16 protein-coding genes are annotated in these 16,958 nt (G+C 68.9%); 7 read left to right on the forward strand and 9 right to left on the reverse strand.

The window, feature by feature from the left end:
• Nucleotides 1-4 precede the first annotated feature (4 nt).
• The 6 genes from murJ to trxA all read left to right on the forward strand — a co-directional run bounded on the left by murJ (nucleotide 5) and on the right by trxA (nucleotide 7,342).
• Nucleotides 5-2,272 carry a murein biosynthesis integral membrane protein MurJ gene (gene murJ, locus IE255_RS26275; RefSeq protein ID WP_190052837.1) on the forward strand — a complete coding sequence of 756 codons (2,268 nt, stop codon included), beginning with the start codon at nucleotides 5-7 and terminating at the stop codon, nucleotides 2,270-2,272.
• Between the two features lie 140 nt (nucleotides 2,273-2,412).
• Nucleotides 2,413-4,131, forward strand: coding sequence for a protein kinase family protein (locus IE255_RS26280; RefSeq protein WP_190052838.1), 1,719 nt, complete (start codon nucleotides 2,413-2,415; stop codon nucleotides 4,129-4,131).
• A gap of 25 nt (nucleotides 4,132-4,156) precedes the next feature.
• On the forward strand, nucleotides 4,157-4,882 hold the full coding sequence (gene sigM / locus IE255_RS26285) for an RNA polymerase sigma factor SigM (RefSeq protein WP_190052839.1): 726 nt from the start codon (nucleotides 4,157-4,159) through the stop codon (nucleotides 4,880-4,882).
• A complete protein-coding gene (locus IE255_RS26290) occupies nucleotides 4,879-5,805 on the forward strand; it encodes an anti-sigma factor family protein (protein WP_190052840.1) in 927 nt (308 codons plus the stop codon). The genes sigM and IE255_RS26290 overlap by 4 nt, the downstream gene beginning before the upstream one ends.
• Nucleotides 5,806-5,996: 191 nt before the next feature.
• Entirely contained in the window at nucleotides 5,997-6,965 is a 969-nt protein-coding gene (gene trxB / locus IE255_RS26295; RefSeq protein WP_190052841.1) for a thioredoxin-disulfide reductase, read from the forward strand.
• Nucleotides 6,966-7,009: 44 nt separating this feature from the next.
• Nucleotides 7,010-7,342, forward strand: coding sequence for a thioredoxin (gene trxA / locus IE255_RS26300; protein WP_020273083.1), 333 nt, complete (start codon nucleotides 7,010-7,012; stop codon nucleotides 7,340-7,342).
• 93 nt (nucleotides 7,343-7,435) lie between these two features.
• On the opposite strand, the gene IE255_RS26305 is transcribed toward trxA, so the two are convergent.
• The 9 genes from IE255_RS26305 to rpmH form a co-directional block, all read right to left on the reverse strand.
• The gene (locus IE255_RS26305) at nucleotides 7,436-8,053 is read right to left on the reverse strand and encodes a GNAT family N-acetyltransferase (RefSeq protein WP_190052842.1); all 618 of its coding nucleotides are present in this window, start codon (nucleotides 8,051-8,053) and stop codon (nucleotides 7,436-7,438) included.
• Nucleotides 8,054-8,373: 320 nt separating this feature from the next.
• Entirely contained in the window at nucleotides 8,374-9,474 is a 1,101-nt protein-coding gene (locus IE255_RS26310) for a ParB/RepB/Spo0J family partition protein (RefSeq protein WP_190052843.1), read from the reverse strand.
• The gene (locus IE255_RS26315) at nucleotides 9,471-10,547 is read right to left on the reverse strand and encodes a ParA family protein (protein ID WP_190052971.1); all 1,077 of its coding nucleotides are present in this window, start codon (nucleotides 10,545-10,547) and stop codon (nucleotides 9,471-9,473) included. The genes IE255_RS26310 and IE255_RS26315 overlap by 4 nt, the downstream gene beginning before the upstream one ends.
• Before the next feature lie 265 nt (nucleotides 10,548-10,812).
• Nucleotides 10,813-11,529 (reverse strand): 16S rRNA (guanine(527)-N(7))-methyltransferase RsmG, encoded by a 717-nt coding sequence (rsmG, locus tag IE255_RS26320; RefSeq protein ID WP_190052844.1) that lies wholly within the window; start codon nucleotides 11,527-11,529, stop codon nucleotides 10,813-10,815.
• Between the two features lie 126 nt (nucleotides 11,530-11,655).
• Nucleotides 11,656-12,168, reverse strand: coding sequence for a Jag family protein (locus IE255_RS26325; RefSeq protein ID WP_190052845.1), 513 nt, complete (start codon nucleotides 12,166-12,168; stop codon nucleotides 11,656-11,658).
• Nucleotides 12,169-12,183: 15 nt separating this feature from the next.
• Nucleotides 12,184-13,461 carry a membrane protein insertase YidC gene (gene yidC, locus IE255_RS26330; RefSeq protein ID WP_190052846.1) on the reverse strand — a complete coding sequence of 426 codons (1,278 nt, stop codon included), beginning with the start codon at nucleotides 13,459-13,461 and terminating at the stop codon, nucleotides 12,184-12,186.
• A gap of 3 nt (nucleotides 13,462-13,464) precedes the next feature.
• Nucleotides 13,465-13,839: a membrane protein insertion efficiency factor YidD gene (yidD, locus tag IE255_RS26335; RefSeq protein WP_190052847.1), complete on the reverse strand. Its 375-nt coding sequence runs from the start codon at nucleotides 13,837-13,839 to the stop codon at nucleotides 13,465-13,467.
• On the reverse strand, nucleotides 13,836-14,207 hold the full coding sequence (gene rnpA, locus IE255_RS26340) for a ribonuclease P protein component (RefSeq protein ID WP_078650725.1): 372 nt from the start codon (nucleotides 14,205-14,207) through the stop codon (nucleotides 13,836-13,838). Before rnpA ends, yidD begins: the two co-directional genes overlap by 4 nt.
• Nucleotides 14,208-14,228: 21 nt before the next feature.
• Nucleotides 14,229-14,366 (reverse strand): 50S ribosomal protein L34, encoded by a 138-nt coding sequence (gene rpmH, locus IE255_RS26345; protein ID WP_003956500.1) that lies wholly within the window; start codon nucleotides 14,364-14,366, stop codon nucleotides 14,229-14,231.
• A 374-nt stretch (nucleotides 14,367-14,740) separates the two neighbouring features.
• Between rpmH and dnaA the strand changes: the two genes are divergently transcribed.
• Entirely contained in the window at nucleotides 14,741-16,759 is a 2,019-nt protein-coding gene (dnaA, locus tag IE255_RS26350) for a chromosomal replication initiator protein DnaA (protein WP_190052848.1), read from the forward strand.
• Nucleotides 16,760-16,958 lie beyond the last annotated feature (199 nt).

The following is a 16,958-nucleotide window of genomic DNA, read 5'->3' on the forward strand; positions in this document are numbered from 1 at the left end:
AACCATGAACGCGCCGTACGACGGTGACCACGGCCGTGCCGTGGGCAGCTCGGGCGACCCCGAGTCGGGCGGGCCCGAGGGTTCGCCGCCCCAGCACGGCCAGGTGCCGCCGCAGCCACCCGCGGACATGTACCTCCAGGACGCCTACGCCCAGGACCCCTACCGGGCGCAGGACCTCTCCGCCCAGGACCCGGTCGCCGAGGCGCTCTACGACCGCTCCGCGCATCCGCCGCCCCCTCCGGGGACGTACCCGCCGCACCAGATGTACGCCCAGCCGCCCCAATCGCCGTACGCGCCCGACCCGCGGGTGTGGGCCCAGACGCCCGCGCCGGAGCCCGAGGGCCCGACGCGGCACCTGCCGTACGGCGACGACCCCCGGACCACCCAGTTCGTGGGAGTGGACGACCTCGTCTCCCACGCCGGCGAGCCGCGCCAGGAGCCGGACGCCTTCGCGCACCTCTTCAGGGACCAGCAGCAGGGCAGCGGTCACCCGTCGTACGAGTCGCCGTCGGTCCCCGGACCGTCCCCGGCCCCGATGACGCAGGGCCAGTACGCGACGCCCGACCAGACCGCGGCGACGGCACCCCTCGTCGACGAGACGCCCACCCCGGAGCCCGCCGCCTCACCCGCCCCGAAGAAGGCCGGCCGCGCCGCGGGCCTGATGAAGTCCAGCGCCGTGATGGCCGCGGGCACGATGGTCTCCCGCCTCACCGGCTTCATCCGCTCCGCGCTGATCGTCTCGGCCATCGGCGTCGGCTTCCTCGGTGACACCTTCCAGGTCGCCTACCAACTGCCGACGATGCTCTACATCCTCACGGTCGGCGGCGGTCTCAACTCCGTCTTCGTGCCTCAACTCGTGCGGGCCATGAAGGAGGACGAGGACGGCGGCGAGGCGTACGCCAACCGCCTGCTGACCCTCGTCATGGTGGCGCTCGGCGCACTCACCGCGCTCGCGATCTTCGGCGCGCCACTCCTGATTCGCGTGATGTCCCCCTCGATCGCCAGCGACCCCGCGGCGAATCAGGTCGCCATCACCTTCGTCCAGTACTTCCTGCCCTCGATCTTCTTCATGGGCGTCCACGTGGTGATGGGGCAGATCCTCAACGCCCGCGGGAAGTTCGGCGCGATGATGTGGACCCCGGTCCTCAACAACATCGTCATCATCGTGACGCTGGGCATGTTCATCTACGTCTACGGCACCGCCGCCGACTCGGGGATGAAGGTCACCACCATCCCGCCGGAGGGCCAGCGCCTCCTGGGCATCGGTGTGCTGCTCGGCCTCGTGGTGCAGGCGCTGGCGATGATCCCCTACCTGCGCGAGACGGGCTTCCGGCTGCGGCTGCGCTTCGACTGGAAGGGTCAGGGCCTCGGCAAGGCCGTCACGCTCGCCAAGTGGACGGTCCTGTTCGTCCTCGCCAACCAGGCGGGCGCCATGATCGTCGTCTGGCTGTCCACCGCGGCGGGCAAGGCATCGCCCGTCGACGGCACCGGTTTCTCCGCCTACGCCAACGCGCAGCTGATCTGGGGCCTGCCGCAGGCCATCATCACGGTCTCCCTCATGGCCGCGCTGCTGCCGCGCCTGTCGCGCTCGGCGGCCGAGGGCGACGGCGGCGCCGTCCGCGACGACATCTCCCAGGGCCTGCGCACCACGGCGGTCGCCATCGTGCCGATCGCGTTCGGGTTCCTCTCGCTCGGCATCCCCATGTGCACGCTGATGTTCGGCTCCTCGGGCACCAGCGAGGCCACCAACATGGGCTACATGCTGATGGCGTTCGGTCTCGGCCTGATCCCGTACTCCGTGCAGTACGTGGTCCTGCGCGCCTTCTACGCCTACGAGGACACGCGAACTCCCTTCTACAACACGGTCATCGTGGCCGCGGTCAACGCCGGCGCCTCGGCGGTCTGCTTCTTCGTCATCCCGTCCCGCTGGGCCGTCGTCGGCATGGCCGCCTCGTACGGCCTGGCCTACGCGATCGGTGTCGGGGTCGCCTGGCGCCGGCTGCGCAAGCGGCTGGGCGGGGACCTCGACGGCGCCCGGGTCCTGCGGACTTACGCCCGGCTGTGCATCGCGTCGGTCCCGGCCGCCCTGCTCAGCGGCGCGGCCTGCTACGGCATCGGCCACACGCTAGGCCAGGGCGTCGTGGGCTCGCTCGCCGCGGTGTTCGCCGGTGGGGCCGTCCTCCTCGGGATCTTCTTCGTCGCCGCCCGCCGCATGCGCATCGAGGAACTCAACTCGCTGGTCGGCATGGTCCGCGGGCGCCTGGGACGCTGAGACGGGGGGTAGGCGCACAACCATCGTCAGCCACCGCGTGTCGTGCATAGCGGCGGACTGTGGGCACAATTGGTTTCGGCGTCGGACGGCGCGCATCGGATGCCGGCCGGCGCGCAATGGATGGGGAGGCAGGAACGACGGTGGCGGAACGGAGTACGGCTGCCGTCGACGTGGCAGACAACAGCGACGAGACGTCGCTGACCGCACAGGCGGACCAGTCCACGGCCGACGGGGTGGCCAAGAACCGGGAGCGGGACACGGACAGCGACGAGGCACAGGAGAGCACCCGGACCGACGGTTCCGGAAAGACCTCGCCGCCCGAACTGCACAGTGGTCACAAGCTCGCCAGACGCTACCGCCTCGAGGAGTGCGTCACCCGTCTGGACGGTTTCAGCAGCTGGCGTGCCGTGGACGAGAAGCTCCGCCGCGCCGTCGGCGTGCACATTCTGCCCGCGGACCACTCGCGGGCCCGCTCCGTCCTGGCCGCCGCCCGCTCCTCCGCCCTCCTCGGTGATCCCCGCTTCGTCCAGGTACTGGACGCGGTGGAGGAGAACGATCTCGTCTACGTCGTCCACGAGTGGCTTCCCGACGCCACGGAACTGACCACGCTCCTCGCCTCCGGGCCGCTGGAACCGTACGACGCCTACCAGATGGTCAGCCAGGTCTCCGCCGCCATGGCCGCCGCTCACCGTGAGGGCCTCGCCCATCTGCGACTGAACCCCAACGCCGTCCTGCGCGCCTCCACGGGCCAGTGGCGCATCCGCGGCCTCGCCGTGAACGCCGCGCTGCGCGGCGTCTCGTCCGACACCCCGCAGCGCACCGACACCGAGGCCATCGGAGCCCTGCTGTACGCGGCGCTGACCCAGCGCTGGCCGTACGAGAGCGACGCCTACGGGCTGTCGGGCCTTCCGAAGGACATCGGCCTCATCGCCCCGGACCAGGTGCGGGCCGGGGTGCACCGCGGCCTGTCCGAGCTCTCCATGCGCGCACTCGTCAACGACGGAGCCACCGCCTCCCGGCACGAGTCGCCGTGCACCACGCCGGAGGAGCTGGTGAAGGCGATCGGCGAGATGCCTCGCATCCGCCCGCCGGAGCCGGCGTTCACCGCCCCGCCCGAGTACCAGCGCACGACGTACCAGCAGGGCACATACGGCCGTCAGACGCCGCGCCCCGGCGCCACCCAGCCCGTCCCGTCTCCGCCGCCCCCGCTCCAGAGCCGCACCGGCAAGGCGCTGAAGTGGGCCGTGTCCGCGCTCCTGATCGCCGCGCTGGGCCTCGGCAGCTGGCAGCTGGCGGACGCGCTCATGGACCAGGGTGGCAAGACGGATGACCCCAACAAGACGCAGAACACCGAGGACAACGACAAGAACGCCAAGTCCGAGGCACCGAAGCCCATCGCCATCAAGGACGCCGAGGAGTATGTCGCCAAGGGCGACGCCCAGCATCCCGCCGACGTGGACAAGACCTACGACGGCAACACGTCCACGGGCTGGCGCACCAGCAGCTACCTGGACGGCCCGAAGATGGTGATAAAGCCGGGCGTCGGCATCGTCTACGACCTCGGATCCGAAAGGGAAGTGTCGACCGCGACGCTCTCGCTGCGGTACGGCGGCCCCCACACCACGATCGAGCTGTACGCGACCGACTCTCTCGGATCGTCCACACCGCTGAGTTCCATGGAGAAGCTGGGCACGGTGACGACGAGCAGCACCTCCGCGAAGGTGACCGTGGACAAGCCCGTGAAGAGCCGGTACCTCCTGGTGTGGCTGACGGCCCTGCCGTACTCCGGCGACGACCCCGCCAACTACAGCAACCCGGGCTACAAGCAGGCCATCACCGAAGTGAAGTTCGCGGGCTGAGAGCCGACAGCGGGAAGGGGGTTCGATGGCGGACCGCGCCGAGCACGGCGGTGCAAGTGATCAGGACCTCCTCGCCCGGCATGTCGAGGGTGATCCCGACGCCTTCGGCGAGATCGTGCGGCGGCACCGCGACCGGCTCTGGGCCGTCGCCCTGCGGACCCTGGGGGACCGCGAGGAGGCCGCTGACGCGGTACAGGACGCCCTCGTATCCGCCTACCGGGCCGCCCACACCTTCCGGGGCCAGTCGGCCGTCACGACGTGGCTGCACAGGATCACGGTGAACGCCTGCCTGGACCGCGCCCGCAAGGCGGCCTCCCGCAAGACCTCGCCCGTCGACGACACCGAGCGCCTGGAGCAGCTGCTGGAGCCGCACGAGTCGGCGTCGGCACCCGCGGAGCGCAACGATCTCCACCGGCAGCTCATCGAAGCCCTGGGCACCCTGCCGGCCGACCAGCGAGCGGCGCTCGTCCTGGTGGACATGCAGGGCTACCCGGTCGCGGAGGCGGCCCGCATCCTCGACGTGCCGACCGGCACGGTGAAGAGCAGATGCGCACGCGGCAGAGCCAGACTCCTGCCGCTGCTCACCCATCTCCGGCCGGATGGCAACGGTGGGGAGAAGAAGCCGGGCGGGGAACGGAACCGGACGCAGGGGCCGACCGTCCCACCCGCAGCGGGACCGCACCGAGCGGAACCACCGGACACAGGACCGAGCGACCCAGCTGCACTGAAGGGCGGAGGTGGACGAGCGTGACGTCGACGACAGACATGGCCGGGCACCCGGACGTCGCGGAGATCTCCGACCTCGCCGAGGGCCTCCTCCCACCGTCCCGGACCACCGACGTACGCCGGCATCTGGACGAGTGCGAGCTCTGCGCGGACGTCTTCGCCTCCCTGGAGGAGATCCGCGGGCTGCTCGGCACGCTGCCGGGCCCGCCGCGCATGCCCGCCGATGTCGCGGGCCGCATCGATGCCGCTCTCGCCGCCGAGGCACTGCTGAACGCCACGGAGCCGGAGGCCCCGGAGAACCCTGTGCCGGTGAGTGCTCCCGGTACCGGGTCCGAGGACGACAGCGGTGCGCATGTTTCACGTGAAACATCGGCGCCCACCGACCGGCCCGCCGGGCGTCCCCGCTCTTCCACCACCGGCCCGGGCCGCAAGGGCCGCACGCGGAACGGGCGCCGCAGGATCGCCGTCCTGGGGACCGTCTTCACGGTGGCCGCCCTGGGGCTGGGCTCCGGCCTGCTGTCATCACTCGGCGACAACCAGCCGCCCCGCGACACGGCGGGCGGCCGGCAGACCACTCCTGCGGACACCTTCTCCGAGGGGAAGCTGCAGAAGCAGGTCACCGATCTCCTGGCCGAGAACAAGACCGAGGGAGGCGGTGGCTCCCGCTCCCCCTACGGCACGGAGACCGCCCCCGGCACCAACCACACCAAGGTCGCCAGGGAGGCCGTGGTGCCCGGCTGCGTCCGCGACGGCATCGGGCGCGACGACGCCGCCCTCGCTGTCGAGAACGGCAGGTACCAGGGGAAGAAGGCCATGCTCGTGCTGCTTCCCGATGCTTCCGACGCCACCCGGGTCACCGCCTACATCGTCGACGCGACCTGTGTGGATCACCATGCGTCAACCACCGACGGCAAGATCCTCCTGGAGCGCTCCTACCCGTCCTCCTGAGTGAGTGCCTCGTCTTCTCCTCAAGTGAGTGCTTCGCGTTCTCCCTGTGTGGTGTCCGGCACGGTGCCGCATCTCCGTGTGCCCGGACACAGTGGGAATGCGCGCCCCTTAGGATCCGTTGGGTGGGGTGAGAGTTCCGAGAGAAGCTCCCACCGGTCGAACGACGCAGTCCAGAGACGAGGAATCAAGCCGTGAGCGACGTCCGTAACGTGATCATCATCGGCTCCGGGCCCGCCGGCTACACGGCGGCGCTCTACACCGCGCGCGCGTCGCTGAAGCCACTGGTGTTCGAGGGCGCCGTCACCGCGGGTGGCGCGCTCATGAACACCACCGACGTCGAGAACTTCCCGGGCTTCCAGGACGGCATCATGGGCCCCGAGCTCATGGACAACATGCGCGCCCAGGCGGAGCGCTTTGGAGCCGAGCTGGTCCCGGACGACGTGGTGGCCGTCGACCTGGCCGGTGAGATCAAGACCGTCACGGACACGGCCGGTACCGTCCACCGGGCCAAGGCCGTCATCGTCGCCACCGGCTCGCAGCACCGCAAGCTCGGTCTGCCGAACGAGGACGCGCTGTCCGGCCGGGGCGTGTCCTGGTGCGCCACCTGTGACGGGTTCTTCTTCAAGGACCAGGACATCGCCGTGATCGGCGGTGGCGACACCGCGATGGAGGAGGCCACCTTCCTTTCGCGGTTCGCCAAGTCCGTGACCGTCGTCCACCGCCGCGACACCCTGCGCGCCTCCAAGGCCATGCAGGAGCGCGCCTTCGCCGACCCGAAGATCAGCTTCGTGTGGGACAGCGAGGTCGCCGAGATCCAGGGCGACCCGAAGCTCTCGGGCCTGAAGCTGCGCAACGTCAAGACCGGTGAGCTCTCGGACCTGCCGGTGACCGGTCTGTTCATCGCCATCGGCCACGACCCCCGCACCGAGCTCTTCAAGGGTCAGCTCGACCTGGACGAAGAGGGCTACCTGAAGGTGGACGCGCCGTCGACGCGCACCAACCTGACCGGTGTCTTCGGTGCCGGCGACGTGGTGGACCACACCTACCGTCAGGCGATCACCGCGGCCGGGACCGGCTGCTCCGCCGCTCTCGACGCCGAGCGCTACCTCGCCGCCCTCGCGGACGAGGAGCAGCCCGAGCCCGAGAAGACCGCTGTCTGACCCTCCCTACCCGCCCCACGCATCAACCAGTTAAGGAGCCCGCCGTGGCCGGCACCCTGAAGAACGTGACCGACGACTCCTTCGAGCAGGACGTCCTCAAGAGCGACAAGCCCGTCCTCGTGGACTTCTGGGCCGCCTGGTGCGGTCCCTGCCGCCAGATCGCGCCGTCCCTGGAGGCGATCGCCTCCGAATACGGCGACAAGATCGAGGTCGTCAAGCTGAACATCGACGAGAACCCGGGTACGGCCGCCAAGTACGGCGTCATGTCCATCCCGACCCTGAACGTCTACCAGGGTGGCGAGGTCGCCAAGACCATCGTGGGCGCCAAGCCGAAGGCCGCGATCGTTCGCGACCTCGAGGAGTTCATCACCGAGTGAGGCGACTGAGCCGTCACACCGACGGTGCATGTTTCACGTGAAACACGAATGGGCCAACCCGGAAGGGTTGGCCCATTCGTTTGACTGCGGGCTCTACAGCGGTCGCAGCGCCGGCTCCTTCTGTACGGCGCCCAGGAGCCGGTCCAGCGCCATCTCGACGTCTTCCTTCCAGGAGAGCGTCGACCTCAGTTCCAGCCTCAGCCGAGGAACGGTGGGGTGCTGTCGGACCGTCTTGAAGCCCACCGCCAGGAGATGATCGGCGGGCAGCACACAGGCCGGTTCCTTCCAGCGCGCGTCTCCGAACGCCTCGATCGCCTTGAAGCCGCGCCGCAGCAGATCCTTGGCGACCGTCTGGACCATCACCCGGCCCAGCCCCTGCCCCTGGTAGCCCGGCACGATGAACCCGGTCATCAGTTGCACCGCGTCAGGGGAGACGGGGCTCGTGGGAAACGCCGTGGAGCGGGGCACATAGGCGGGCGGGGCGTACAGCACGAAGCCCACGGGCACGTCGTCGACGTAGACCACCCGACCACAGGATCCCCAGTCCAGCAGGACCGCCGAGATCCAGGCCTCCTTCTCCAGCGCGGGCGTGCCCGCCTTTACCGCGGCCTCGCCGCTGACTGGGTCGAGTTCCCAGAAGACACACGTGCGGCAACGCTTGGGAAGGTCCTGAAGGTTGTCCAGCGTGAGCGGTACGAGCCGACGCCCCATGAAGGCTGTTCCTCGCTTCCTTCGCCCGCCGCATCGCGGGCGGCTGTCAGAACGCTCCGTTCCCTGAGGAGACTGCCGATGAATCCACCGACGGCTCCCAGCCCCAAACCGGCGCTCACCAGTCCGGTGCGGCTCATCGTTCGCATGGCCCCTGCCTCCCTCTCAGAGGTGCTGCCGGGTGGTCGCGCCGTACCCGAACGCATCGTATCCACGATGCGATTCCATCGATACCGCCAGAAAGGAAAGAGCGGGCCACGTTCCGGTACACACCGGACACGGCCCGCTCTGTCGGATGCACAGGGGACGCTCCTGCCGGAGGCTCAGGACTCGCTCTCCTCGGAGTCGCCCTCCAGGAGACTCTTCTGCAGGACCGGTCCCTCGCCAGGGGCGAGAGAGCCGAGGATCCGCTCAAGGTCCTCCATCGAGGCGAACTCGACGGTGATCTTGCCCTTCTTCTGCCCCAGGTCGACCTTCACCCGCGTCTCGAAACGGTCCGAGAGCCGGGTGGCGAGCTCGGACAGCGCGGGAGAGACCCGGGCACCGGCACGCGGGCCCTTGGGCCGCTGGGCCTTCTGCGGCCGTGACCCCATCAGGGTCACGATCTCCTCCACCGCCCGCACCGAGAGCCCCTCGGCGACGATGCGGTGGGCCAGCTTGTCCTGCTCCTCCGAGTCCTCGACCGACAGCAGTGCCCGCGCATGGCCGGCCGAGAGCACCCCGGCGGCGACCCGGCGCTGTACGGCCGGCGAAAGCTTCAGCAGACGCAGGGTGTTGGAGACCTGTGGGCGGGAACGGCCGATGCGGTCCGCGAGCTGGTCGTGCGTGCAGTTGAAGTCCCTCAGCAACTGGTCGTAGGCAGCTGCCTCTTCCAGAGGGTTCAGCTGGGCGCGGTGCAGGTTCTCCAGCAGAGCGTCCAGGAGGAGCTTCTCGTCCTCCGTGGCCCGCACGATCGCCGGGATCGCCTCCAGCCCCGCCTCACGGCAGGCCCGCCAACGGCGCTCGCCCATGATGAGCTCGTAGCGGGCGGGACCCACCTGCCGCACGACGACCGGCTGGAGGAGCCCCACTTCCTTGATGGAGGTGATGAGTTCCGCCAGCGCGTCCTCGTCGAAGACCTCACGCGGCTGCCGCGGGTTCGGCTTGATGGAGTCGAGGGGGATCTCGGCGAAGTGCGCACCGATGGGTGCCGCAGGCGCGGCCGGAGCACTGGGCTGCGCCGGCTCCTCTGTTTCACGTGAAACAGTCGGCAGAGTCGTCACCTTCGCCGCGGCCACCCCACGGTCGTTCGGCAGCGCGGGCACGGCCGCAGGGGATGTGGAAGCGGCACCCCCCGCCGCAGCCTGGGCCACCGACTTCTCCGTCGGGGCGGCAGGGATCAGTGCGCCGAGACCACGGCCCAGCCCCCTCCGTCGCTCGCTCACTGGATGCCCTCCACCATGTTCGGGTCGTTCTGCTGTACGCCGATGTGAGCGTGGGTCGCGTCATAGCTGACGCCCACGCCCTTCAGCGCGATCTCTCGTGCCGCCTCAAGATAGGAGAGGGCACCACTCGATCCAGGATCGTAAGTCAGTACCGTCTGCCCATAACTCGGCGCCTCCGAGATACGGACGGACCGAGGGATGCTCGTCCGCAGTACCTCGTCGCCGAAGTGGGTGCGCACCTCTTCGGCGACCTGGGACGCGAGTCGCGTCCGGCCGTCGTACATGGTGAGCAGGATGGTCGACACATGCAGGGCGGGGTTGAGGTGCCCCCGCACCAGGTCGACGTTGCGCAGCAGCTGTCCCAGGCCCTCCAACGCGTAGTACTCGCACTGGATCGGGATCAGGACCTCCTGGCCCGCCACCAGGGCGTTGACCGTCAGGAGACCGAGCGAGGGCGGGCAGTCGATGAGGATGTAGTCCAGCGGCTGCTCGTACGCCTGGATGGCGCGCTGAAGCCTGCTCTCCCGTGCCACCAGGGATACCAGCTCGATCTCCGCACCGGCGAGATCGATCGTGGCGGGGGCGCAGAAGAGACCCTCGACATCCGGGACCGGCTGGACGACCTCGGAGAGCGGCTTGCTCTCCACCAACACGTCATAGATGGACGGAACTTCGGCGTGGTGGTCGATGCCCAGTGCGGTGGACGCGTTGCCCTGTGGGTCGAGGTCGACCACCAGAACGCGGCCACCGTGCAGGGCCAGCGACGCGGCAAGGTTGACGGTCGTCGTCGTCTTGCCCACGCCGCCCTTCTGGTTGGCGACCACGATGATTCGGGTCTGCTCGGGCCGTGGCAGGCCCTCGCCGGCGCGGCCTAGAGCCTCCACCGCCAGTTGGGCAGCACGACCGATGGGAGTGTCGTCCATCGGAGGCGGTGTTTCACGTGAAACATCCGCCCCCATCGACTCGGTACGGGGACCGGGGACCGGATCGGTCATCGGTCCCGCGATGTTGGCGTCGGACCGCAAGGATTCACTCTCCTCGACTTCAGGCTCGCAATGAACAGAGCCTCCCATGTCTTCGGGGTCATGAACCAGTGAGGCCTTGCGTTCTGTGGAGAAATCCACCTCTGTGGACAACTCCGGTCCCTCATCGAGTGAACCGAGAGGCTTACGGTCGCGGGGTTCGGCCGCAGCGCGGCCACGACTGATGATGCCGTGCAGCAGTGAGCGACGTTTCACGTGAAACACGATGCACAGCAGCGGTGGCCGTACTGTCGCGACACTCCGGCATGCGTAGGTTTGGCAGCTTGTGTGGAGTACGTCTCGTCCTCAGGACGGATCAGCGTCGCCGCCTCGCACGACCCGTACGAGCCGCCTTGGCGCGCTTCGCGGCGAAGCGCACACCGCCGGGACTCTCCCCGACCTCGACGCGCACGACCGTGGACATCGGGTCCACCACGCCCTCACCGACATGCAGGATGGACGTCTCCACAGCACCCAGCTTGCTGAGAGCCGCCGACGCGCTCTTCAGCTCCTCCTCCGCGGCATCGCCCTTGAGCGCGAGCATCTCCCCGTACGGCCGCAGCAGCGGGATGCCCCAGGTGGCGAGTCGGTCGAGGGGCGCGACGGCACGGGCGGTCACGACGTGGACGGGCTGGATCTTCCCCATGACCTCCTCGGCCCGGCCGCGTACCACGGTCACATGATCGAGCCCGAGCAGTTCCACGACCTCGGTGAGGAAGTTGGTGCGCCGCAGCAGCGGCTCCAGCAGCGTGATCTTCAGGTCCTCCCGGACCAGCGCCAGCGGAATGCCGGGCAGGCCGGCGCCCGAACCGACATCGCAGACCGTCACGCCCTGGGGCACCACTTCCGAGAGCACCGCGCAGTTCAGCAGGTGCCGCTCCCACAGGCGGGGCACTTCACGCGGGCCGATGAGACCGCGCTGCACGCCCGCCTCAGCGAGCAGTTCGGCGTACCGCACCGCATCCGCGAAGCGATCACCGAACACCGCGCGCGCCTGTTCGGGCGCGGGGGGAAGCTCCGCTGCCTCCGTCACGGGGGGACCGTCCTTCCGTACCGCGTCGGCGCACCCCGCGCCGACACCAGAACCACCAGAACTATCAGGCTGACAAAGTTCGGCCCCGCCTGCGCAACAGACGGGGCCGGGGAACGTACGGGCCGATCAGGCGGGAAGCACGACGACGAACCGCTGCGGTTCCTCGCCCTCGGACTCGCTGCGCAGGCCCGCGGCCTTGACCGCGTCGTGCACGACCTTGCGCTCGAACGGAGTCATGGGCTTCAGCTTCACGGCCTCACCGCTGCTCCTGGCCTCGGCGGCGGCCTTGGCGCCCAGCTCGGACAGCTCGGAGCGCTTCCGGGCGCGGTATCCCGCGATGTCGAGCATCAGGCGGCTGCGGTCACCGGTCTCGCGGTGCACGGCCAGACGGGTGAGCTCCTGGAGTGCCTCGAGCACCTCGCCGTCGCGGCCGACCAGCTTCTGCAGGTCACGGCTGCCCGTGTCGCTGATGATCGAGACGGAGGCGCGGTCGGCCTCGACGTCCATGTCGATGTCGCCGTCGAGGTCGGCGATGTCGAGCAGACCCTCCAGGTAGTCCGCCGCGATCTCGCCCTCCTGCTCCAGGCGGGTCAGGGTGTCTGCACCCTCGGCAGCGGCGGAGGTGGTGCCTTCCGTCACGGGATGGACTCCTTCTTACTTCTTGGACGGGGACTTGGGCCGCTGCGGACCCTTGCGCTGTCCGGACTGGGCCTTGCTGCGGGTACCGCTGCCGGGCTTCGCGCCGCCCTTCTTGGCAGCGGCTGCGGGCTTGGTGTCCTCGGGCTCGTCGGCCTTGGTCAGCGACGTCTTCGGCTCGTGTTCACCGGCCGCCTTGGCGGTGCCGGACTGGCGCTGGGCCTTGGTCTGCCGCTTGGGCTGCTGACGCTTCGGGGTGCCGACGGTGGTCGGCGCACCGTCCTCGGCCTGGGCGGCGGCCGCGGTGTCGCTCTTGATCACCGTGCCATCGGCCTGGGCGGCGAGGCCGGCCTTGCTGAGGCCGTTGATGAACTTGCGCTCGAACTCGTTGCGGTCGCGGCCCTTGGCGACGATCGCCTTGATGATGGCCCGGTCACGGCGCCGGCTGACCTTGTTGCGGTCCGTGACGTGCTTGTGCAGGCGCTCCAGGTAGGAGGCCTGGGCCTTGGAACCCGGGGTCGGGTTGTTGTGGATGACGTACATCTGCTGGCCCATGGTCCACACGTTGGTGGTCAGCCAGTAGACGAGGACACCGACCGGGAAGTTGATGCCGAAGACGGCGAAGATGATGGGGAAGACGTACATCAGCATCTTCTGCTGCTGCATGAACGGCGTCTTCACCGTGGTGTCGACGTTCTTCGTCATCAGCTGGCGCTGGGTGAAGAACTGCGACGCCGACATCAGGATGATCATGATGGCGGTGACGACCCGGACGTCGGTCAGGGTGGCACCGAGCGCTTCCACCTTCGACGAGCTGTCGGTGAACTTCACCGCCAGCGGCGCCCCGACGATGTGCGCCTTCTGGGCGCTCTCCAGGAGGCTGTTGTTGATCACGCCGATGGTGTCGTTCGACGCGATGCTGTTGAGCACGTGGTACAGGGCGAAGAAGAACGGGGACTGCGCCAGGATGGGAAAGCACGAGGACAGCGGGTTGGTGCCCGTGTCCTTGTACAGCTTCATCATCTCTTCGGACTGACGCTGCTTGTCGTTCTTGTAGCGCTCCTGGATCTTCTTCATCTCGGGCTGGAGCGTCTGCATCGCCCGGGTCGCCTTGATCTGCTTCACGAAGAGCGGGATCAGGCAGATACGGATCAGGATCACCAGGGACACGATCGACAGGCCCCAGGCCCACCCGGTGTCGGGGCCGAAGATGGCGCCGTACACCGTGTGGAACTGGACGATGACCCAGGAGACGGGTGTGGTGATGAAGCTGAAGAGGCTGGCAATCGTGTCCACTAATCATGCTCCTTGGGCATGGGACGGTGTCTCTGCGGCCGGGCTCGAAGGACTGGACGGACTTGTGGGAGAAGTCTGTCCCTCGGTGGCCGGTTCGGCGGCGGAGGGCCCGCCCTTGCGTGCACGCCACGCGTTACGCAGCATTTCGTGCCACCGCGGGCGCTTACGCGGCGGGACATGGTCTACTCCGCCCAGCGACCACGGGTTGCACCGCAGGATGCGCCAGGCCGTGAGTGCCGTTCCCTTGATGGCACCATGCCGGTCGATGGCCGTGTAGCCGTAGTGTGAGCACGACGGGTAGTACTTGCAGACCGGCCCGAGCAGCGGACTGATCGTCCACTGGTAGAGCTTGATCAGAGCCAGCAGCGGGTACTTCATCGCGCGCCCCCTCCCAGCAACCGCTGGAGAGCGGCATCCAGGTCTCGGGCCAGCTGTGCATGGTCGGCGTCGCCCGATCCGGGCAGCGCTCGTACGACTACCAGGCTACCGGGGGGCAGCTGGGCGACTCGCTCGCGCATCAGGTGGCGAAGCCTGCGCTTCACTTTGTTGCGCACGACCGCGCCACCCACGGCTTTGCTCACGACGAAACCCGCACGCGTCGGGGGAGCGCTCTCCCCAGGCGCGTGCGGGTCCGTGGCACCGCTTCGAAGGTGGACGACGAGGGTAGGGCGTCCAGCCCTACGACCTCGTCGCACCGCGGTCGCGAAGTCCTCGCGCCGCCTCAGCCGGTTCTCGGTGGGCAGCACGACGTCATGACCTGATCGGAATCAGGCGGACAGGCGGGCGCGACCCTTGCTACGGCGGGACGCGAGAATCGCGCGGCCGGCACGGGTGCGCATACGCAGCCGGAAGCCGTGGGTCTTCGCGCGACGACGGTTGTTCGGCTGGAAGGTGCGCTTGCTCACTCGGGGGCTCCAGAAGAAATCGGTAGTTGCGGGGTGCCGTCCTGGCTGTCACCGTGCGCCCACGAGTAGCTCGCAGTTACGCCCGAGTGCACCGCTTACCGATCACCCAAATGATCTGTGCCCATCGGAGGCAGGCGGCAGCAGCCATCGACAACTCGACCTGGTTACGGTACGCGCGGCTACGCCATCCGGTCAAACCGGGAGCCGCCGGGAGACACTTGTCCACAGGCTGGGGACAACAACTTGAACCGCACCGGCCGCCCTGACTACCGTGACGGAACTCCGATTCGTTCCCTTATCCCTGACCCACCCGATTTACATCCCGACCCGTCCCAGAACCACACGTTCGTGGGACCTGTGAGAGAGCGTGCCCTGTGGCTGACGTACCTGCCGATCTTGCCGCAGTGTGGCCACGCGTATTGGAGCAGCTCCTCGGGGAGGGCCGCGGCCAGGGTGTCGAGGCCAAGGACGAGCACTGGATCCGGCGCTGCCAGCCGCTCGCGCTGGTCGCGGACACCGCCCTGCTCGCCGTACCGAACGAATTCGCGAAGGGCGTGCTCGAGGGCCGTCTGGCGCCGATCGTCAGCGAGACGCTGAGCCGCGAGTGCGGCCGCCCGATCCGGATCGCGATCACCGTCGACGACTCCGCGGGCGAGCCCCCGGGCCCGCCCGCGCCCCCGGCCCGCTCCCAGCCGCGCTATGAGGAGCCCGAGCACCCGGCCCCGCGCCAGGACCGCGACGGATACGACTCACGCCAGGACCGCGACGGATACGAGGGGTACGGCCGCCACCGCGCCGACCAGCTGCCGGGAACCGCCGGCGACCAGCTTCCGCCTAAGCGCGGAGATCAAATCCCCACGGCCCGTCCCGCGTATCCGTCCGAGTACCAGCGCCCCGAGCCCGGCTCCTGGCCGCGGCCGACGCAGGACGAGTACGGCTGGCAGCAGCAGCGCCTCGGCTTCCCCGAGCGTGACCCGTACGCGTCACCGCAGCAGGACTCGTACGGCTCTCAGGACTCCTACGGGTCCCAGGACGCGTACGGATCCAAGGAGAAGTACGGCTCGCAGGATTCGTACGGTCAGCAGGACACCTATGGGTCGAAGGACTCCTACGGTCCCCCCTCCCAGGACTACCGCCCGCAGTCCATGGAGCGCCCCTCCTACGAGCCGCCGCGCTCCGACTACGAGACGTCACGCCCCGACTACGACCAGCGCGACCCGGTCCGCCGGGAGCTGCCCGAGCCGCCGCCCGGCTCGGGGCACGTGCACCGGGGCGGCCCCGTCGGCCCGAACCTGCCCACCACCGGTGCGCCCGGCCCGCTGGCCGCGCAGCCCGCGCCGGCGACCGGCCCGGGTGAGCCCACCGCGCGTCTGAATCCGAAGTACCTCTTCGACACGTTCGTCATCGGCGCGTCCAACCGCTTCGCGCACGCGGCCGCGGTCGCCGTCGCCGAGGCGCCGGCGAAGGCGTACAACCCCTTGTTCATCTACGGGGAGTCCGGGCTCGGCAAGACGCACCTGCTGCACGCGATCGGGCACTACGCGCGCAGCCTCTACCCGGGCACGCGGGTGCGGTACGTGAGCTCGGAGGAGTTCACCAACGAGTTCATCAACTCCATCCGCGACGGCAAGGGCGACAGCTTCCGCAAGCGGTACCGCGAGATGGACATCCTGCTCGTCGACGACATCCAGTTCCTGGCGGACAAGGAGTCGACGCAGGAGGAGTTCTTCCACACGTTCAACACGCTCCACAACGCCAACAAGCAGATCGTGCTGTCCTCCGACCGGCCGCCGAAGCAGCTGGTCACGCTGGAGGACCGGCTGCGGAACCGTTTCGAGTGGGGGCTGATCACCGACGTCCAGCCGCCCGAGCTGGAGACGCGGATCGCGATCCTCCGCAAGAAGGCGGTGCAGGAGCAGCTGAACGCGCCGCCGGAGGTGCTGGAGTTCATCGCGTCGCGGATCTCGCGCAACATCCGTGAGCTGGAGGGCGCGCTGATCCGGGTCACGGCGTTCGCCTCGCTCAACCGGCAGCCGGTCGACCTGGGGCTGACGGAGATCGTCCTCAAGGACCTCATCCCCGGCGGCGACGATTCCGCTCCCGAGATCACGTCCACGGCCATCATGGGCGCGACGGCGGACTACTTCGGGCTGACCGTCGAGGACCTGTGCGGCACCTCGCGCGGCCGCGCACTCGTCACCGCCCGGCAGATCGCCATGTACCTGTGCCGTGAGCTGACCGACCTGTCGCTGCCGAAGATCGGCGCGCTGTTCGGCGGGCGCGACCACACGACCGTCATGCACGCGGACCGCAAGATCCGCAACCTGATGGCCGAGCGCCGCTCCATCTACAACCAGGTCACGGAGCTGACCAACCGCATCAAGAACGGCTGACAGCGACGACAGCACACCGCTGAGGGCGCCCCGGAGGACTCCGGGGCGCCCTTCTTCTCGTTCCACCGCCACCTGTCATCCCCCTGCCGAAGCCCATCGCCGGGCACCCTCCCGCAACCCCCTGTTCGAATAGCCACCGCGTTACGGCCTCCCTCCACAGATTCGGGGACTTTCTGCCGTCCACATCCTGGGGACCGGG

It is taken from the genome of Streptomyces lomondensis, from assembly GCF_014651035.1.
Lineage (GTDB): Bacteria > Actinomycetota > Actinomycetes > Streptomycetales > Streptomycetaceae > Streptomyces > Streptomyces lomondensis.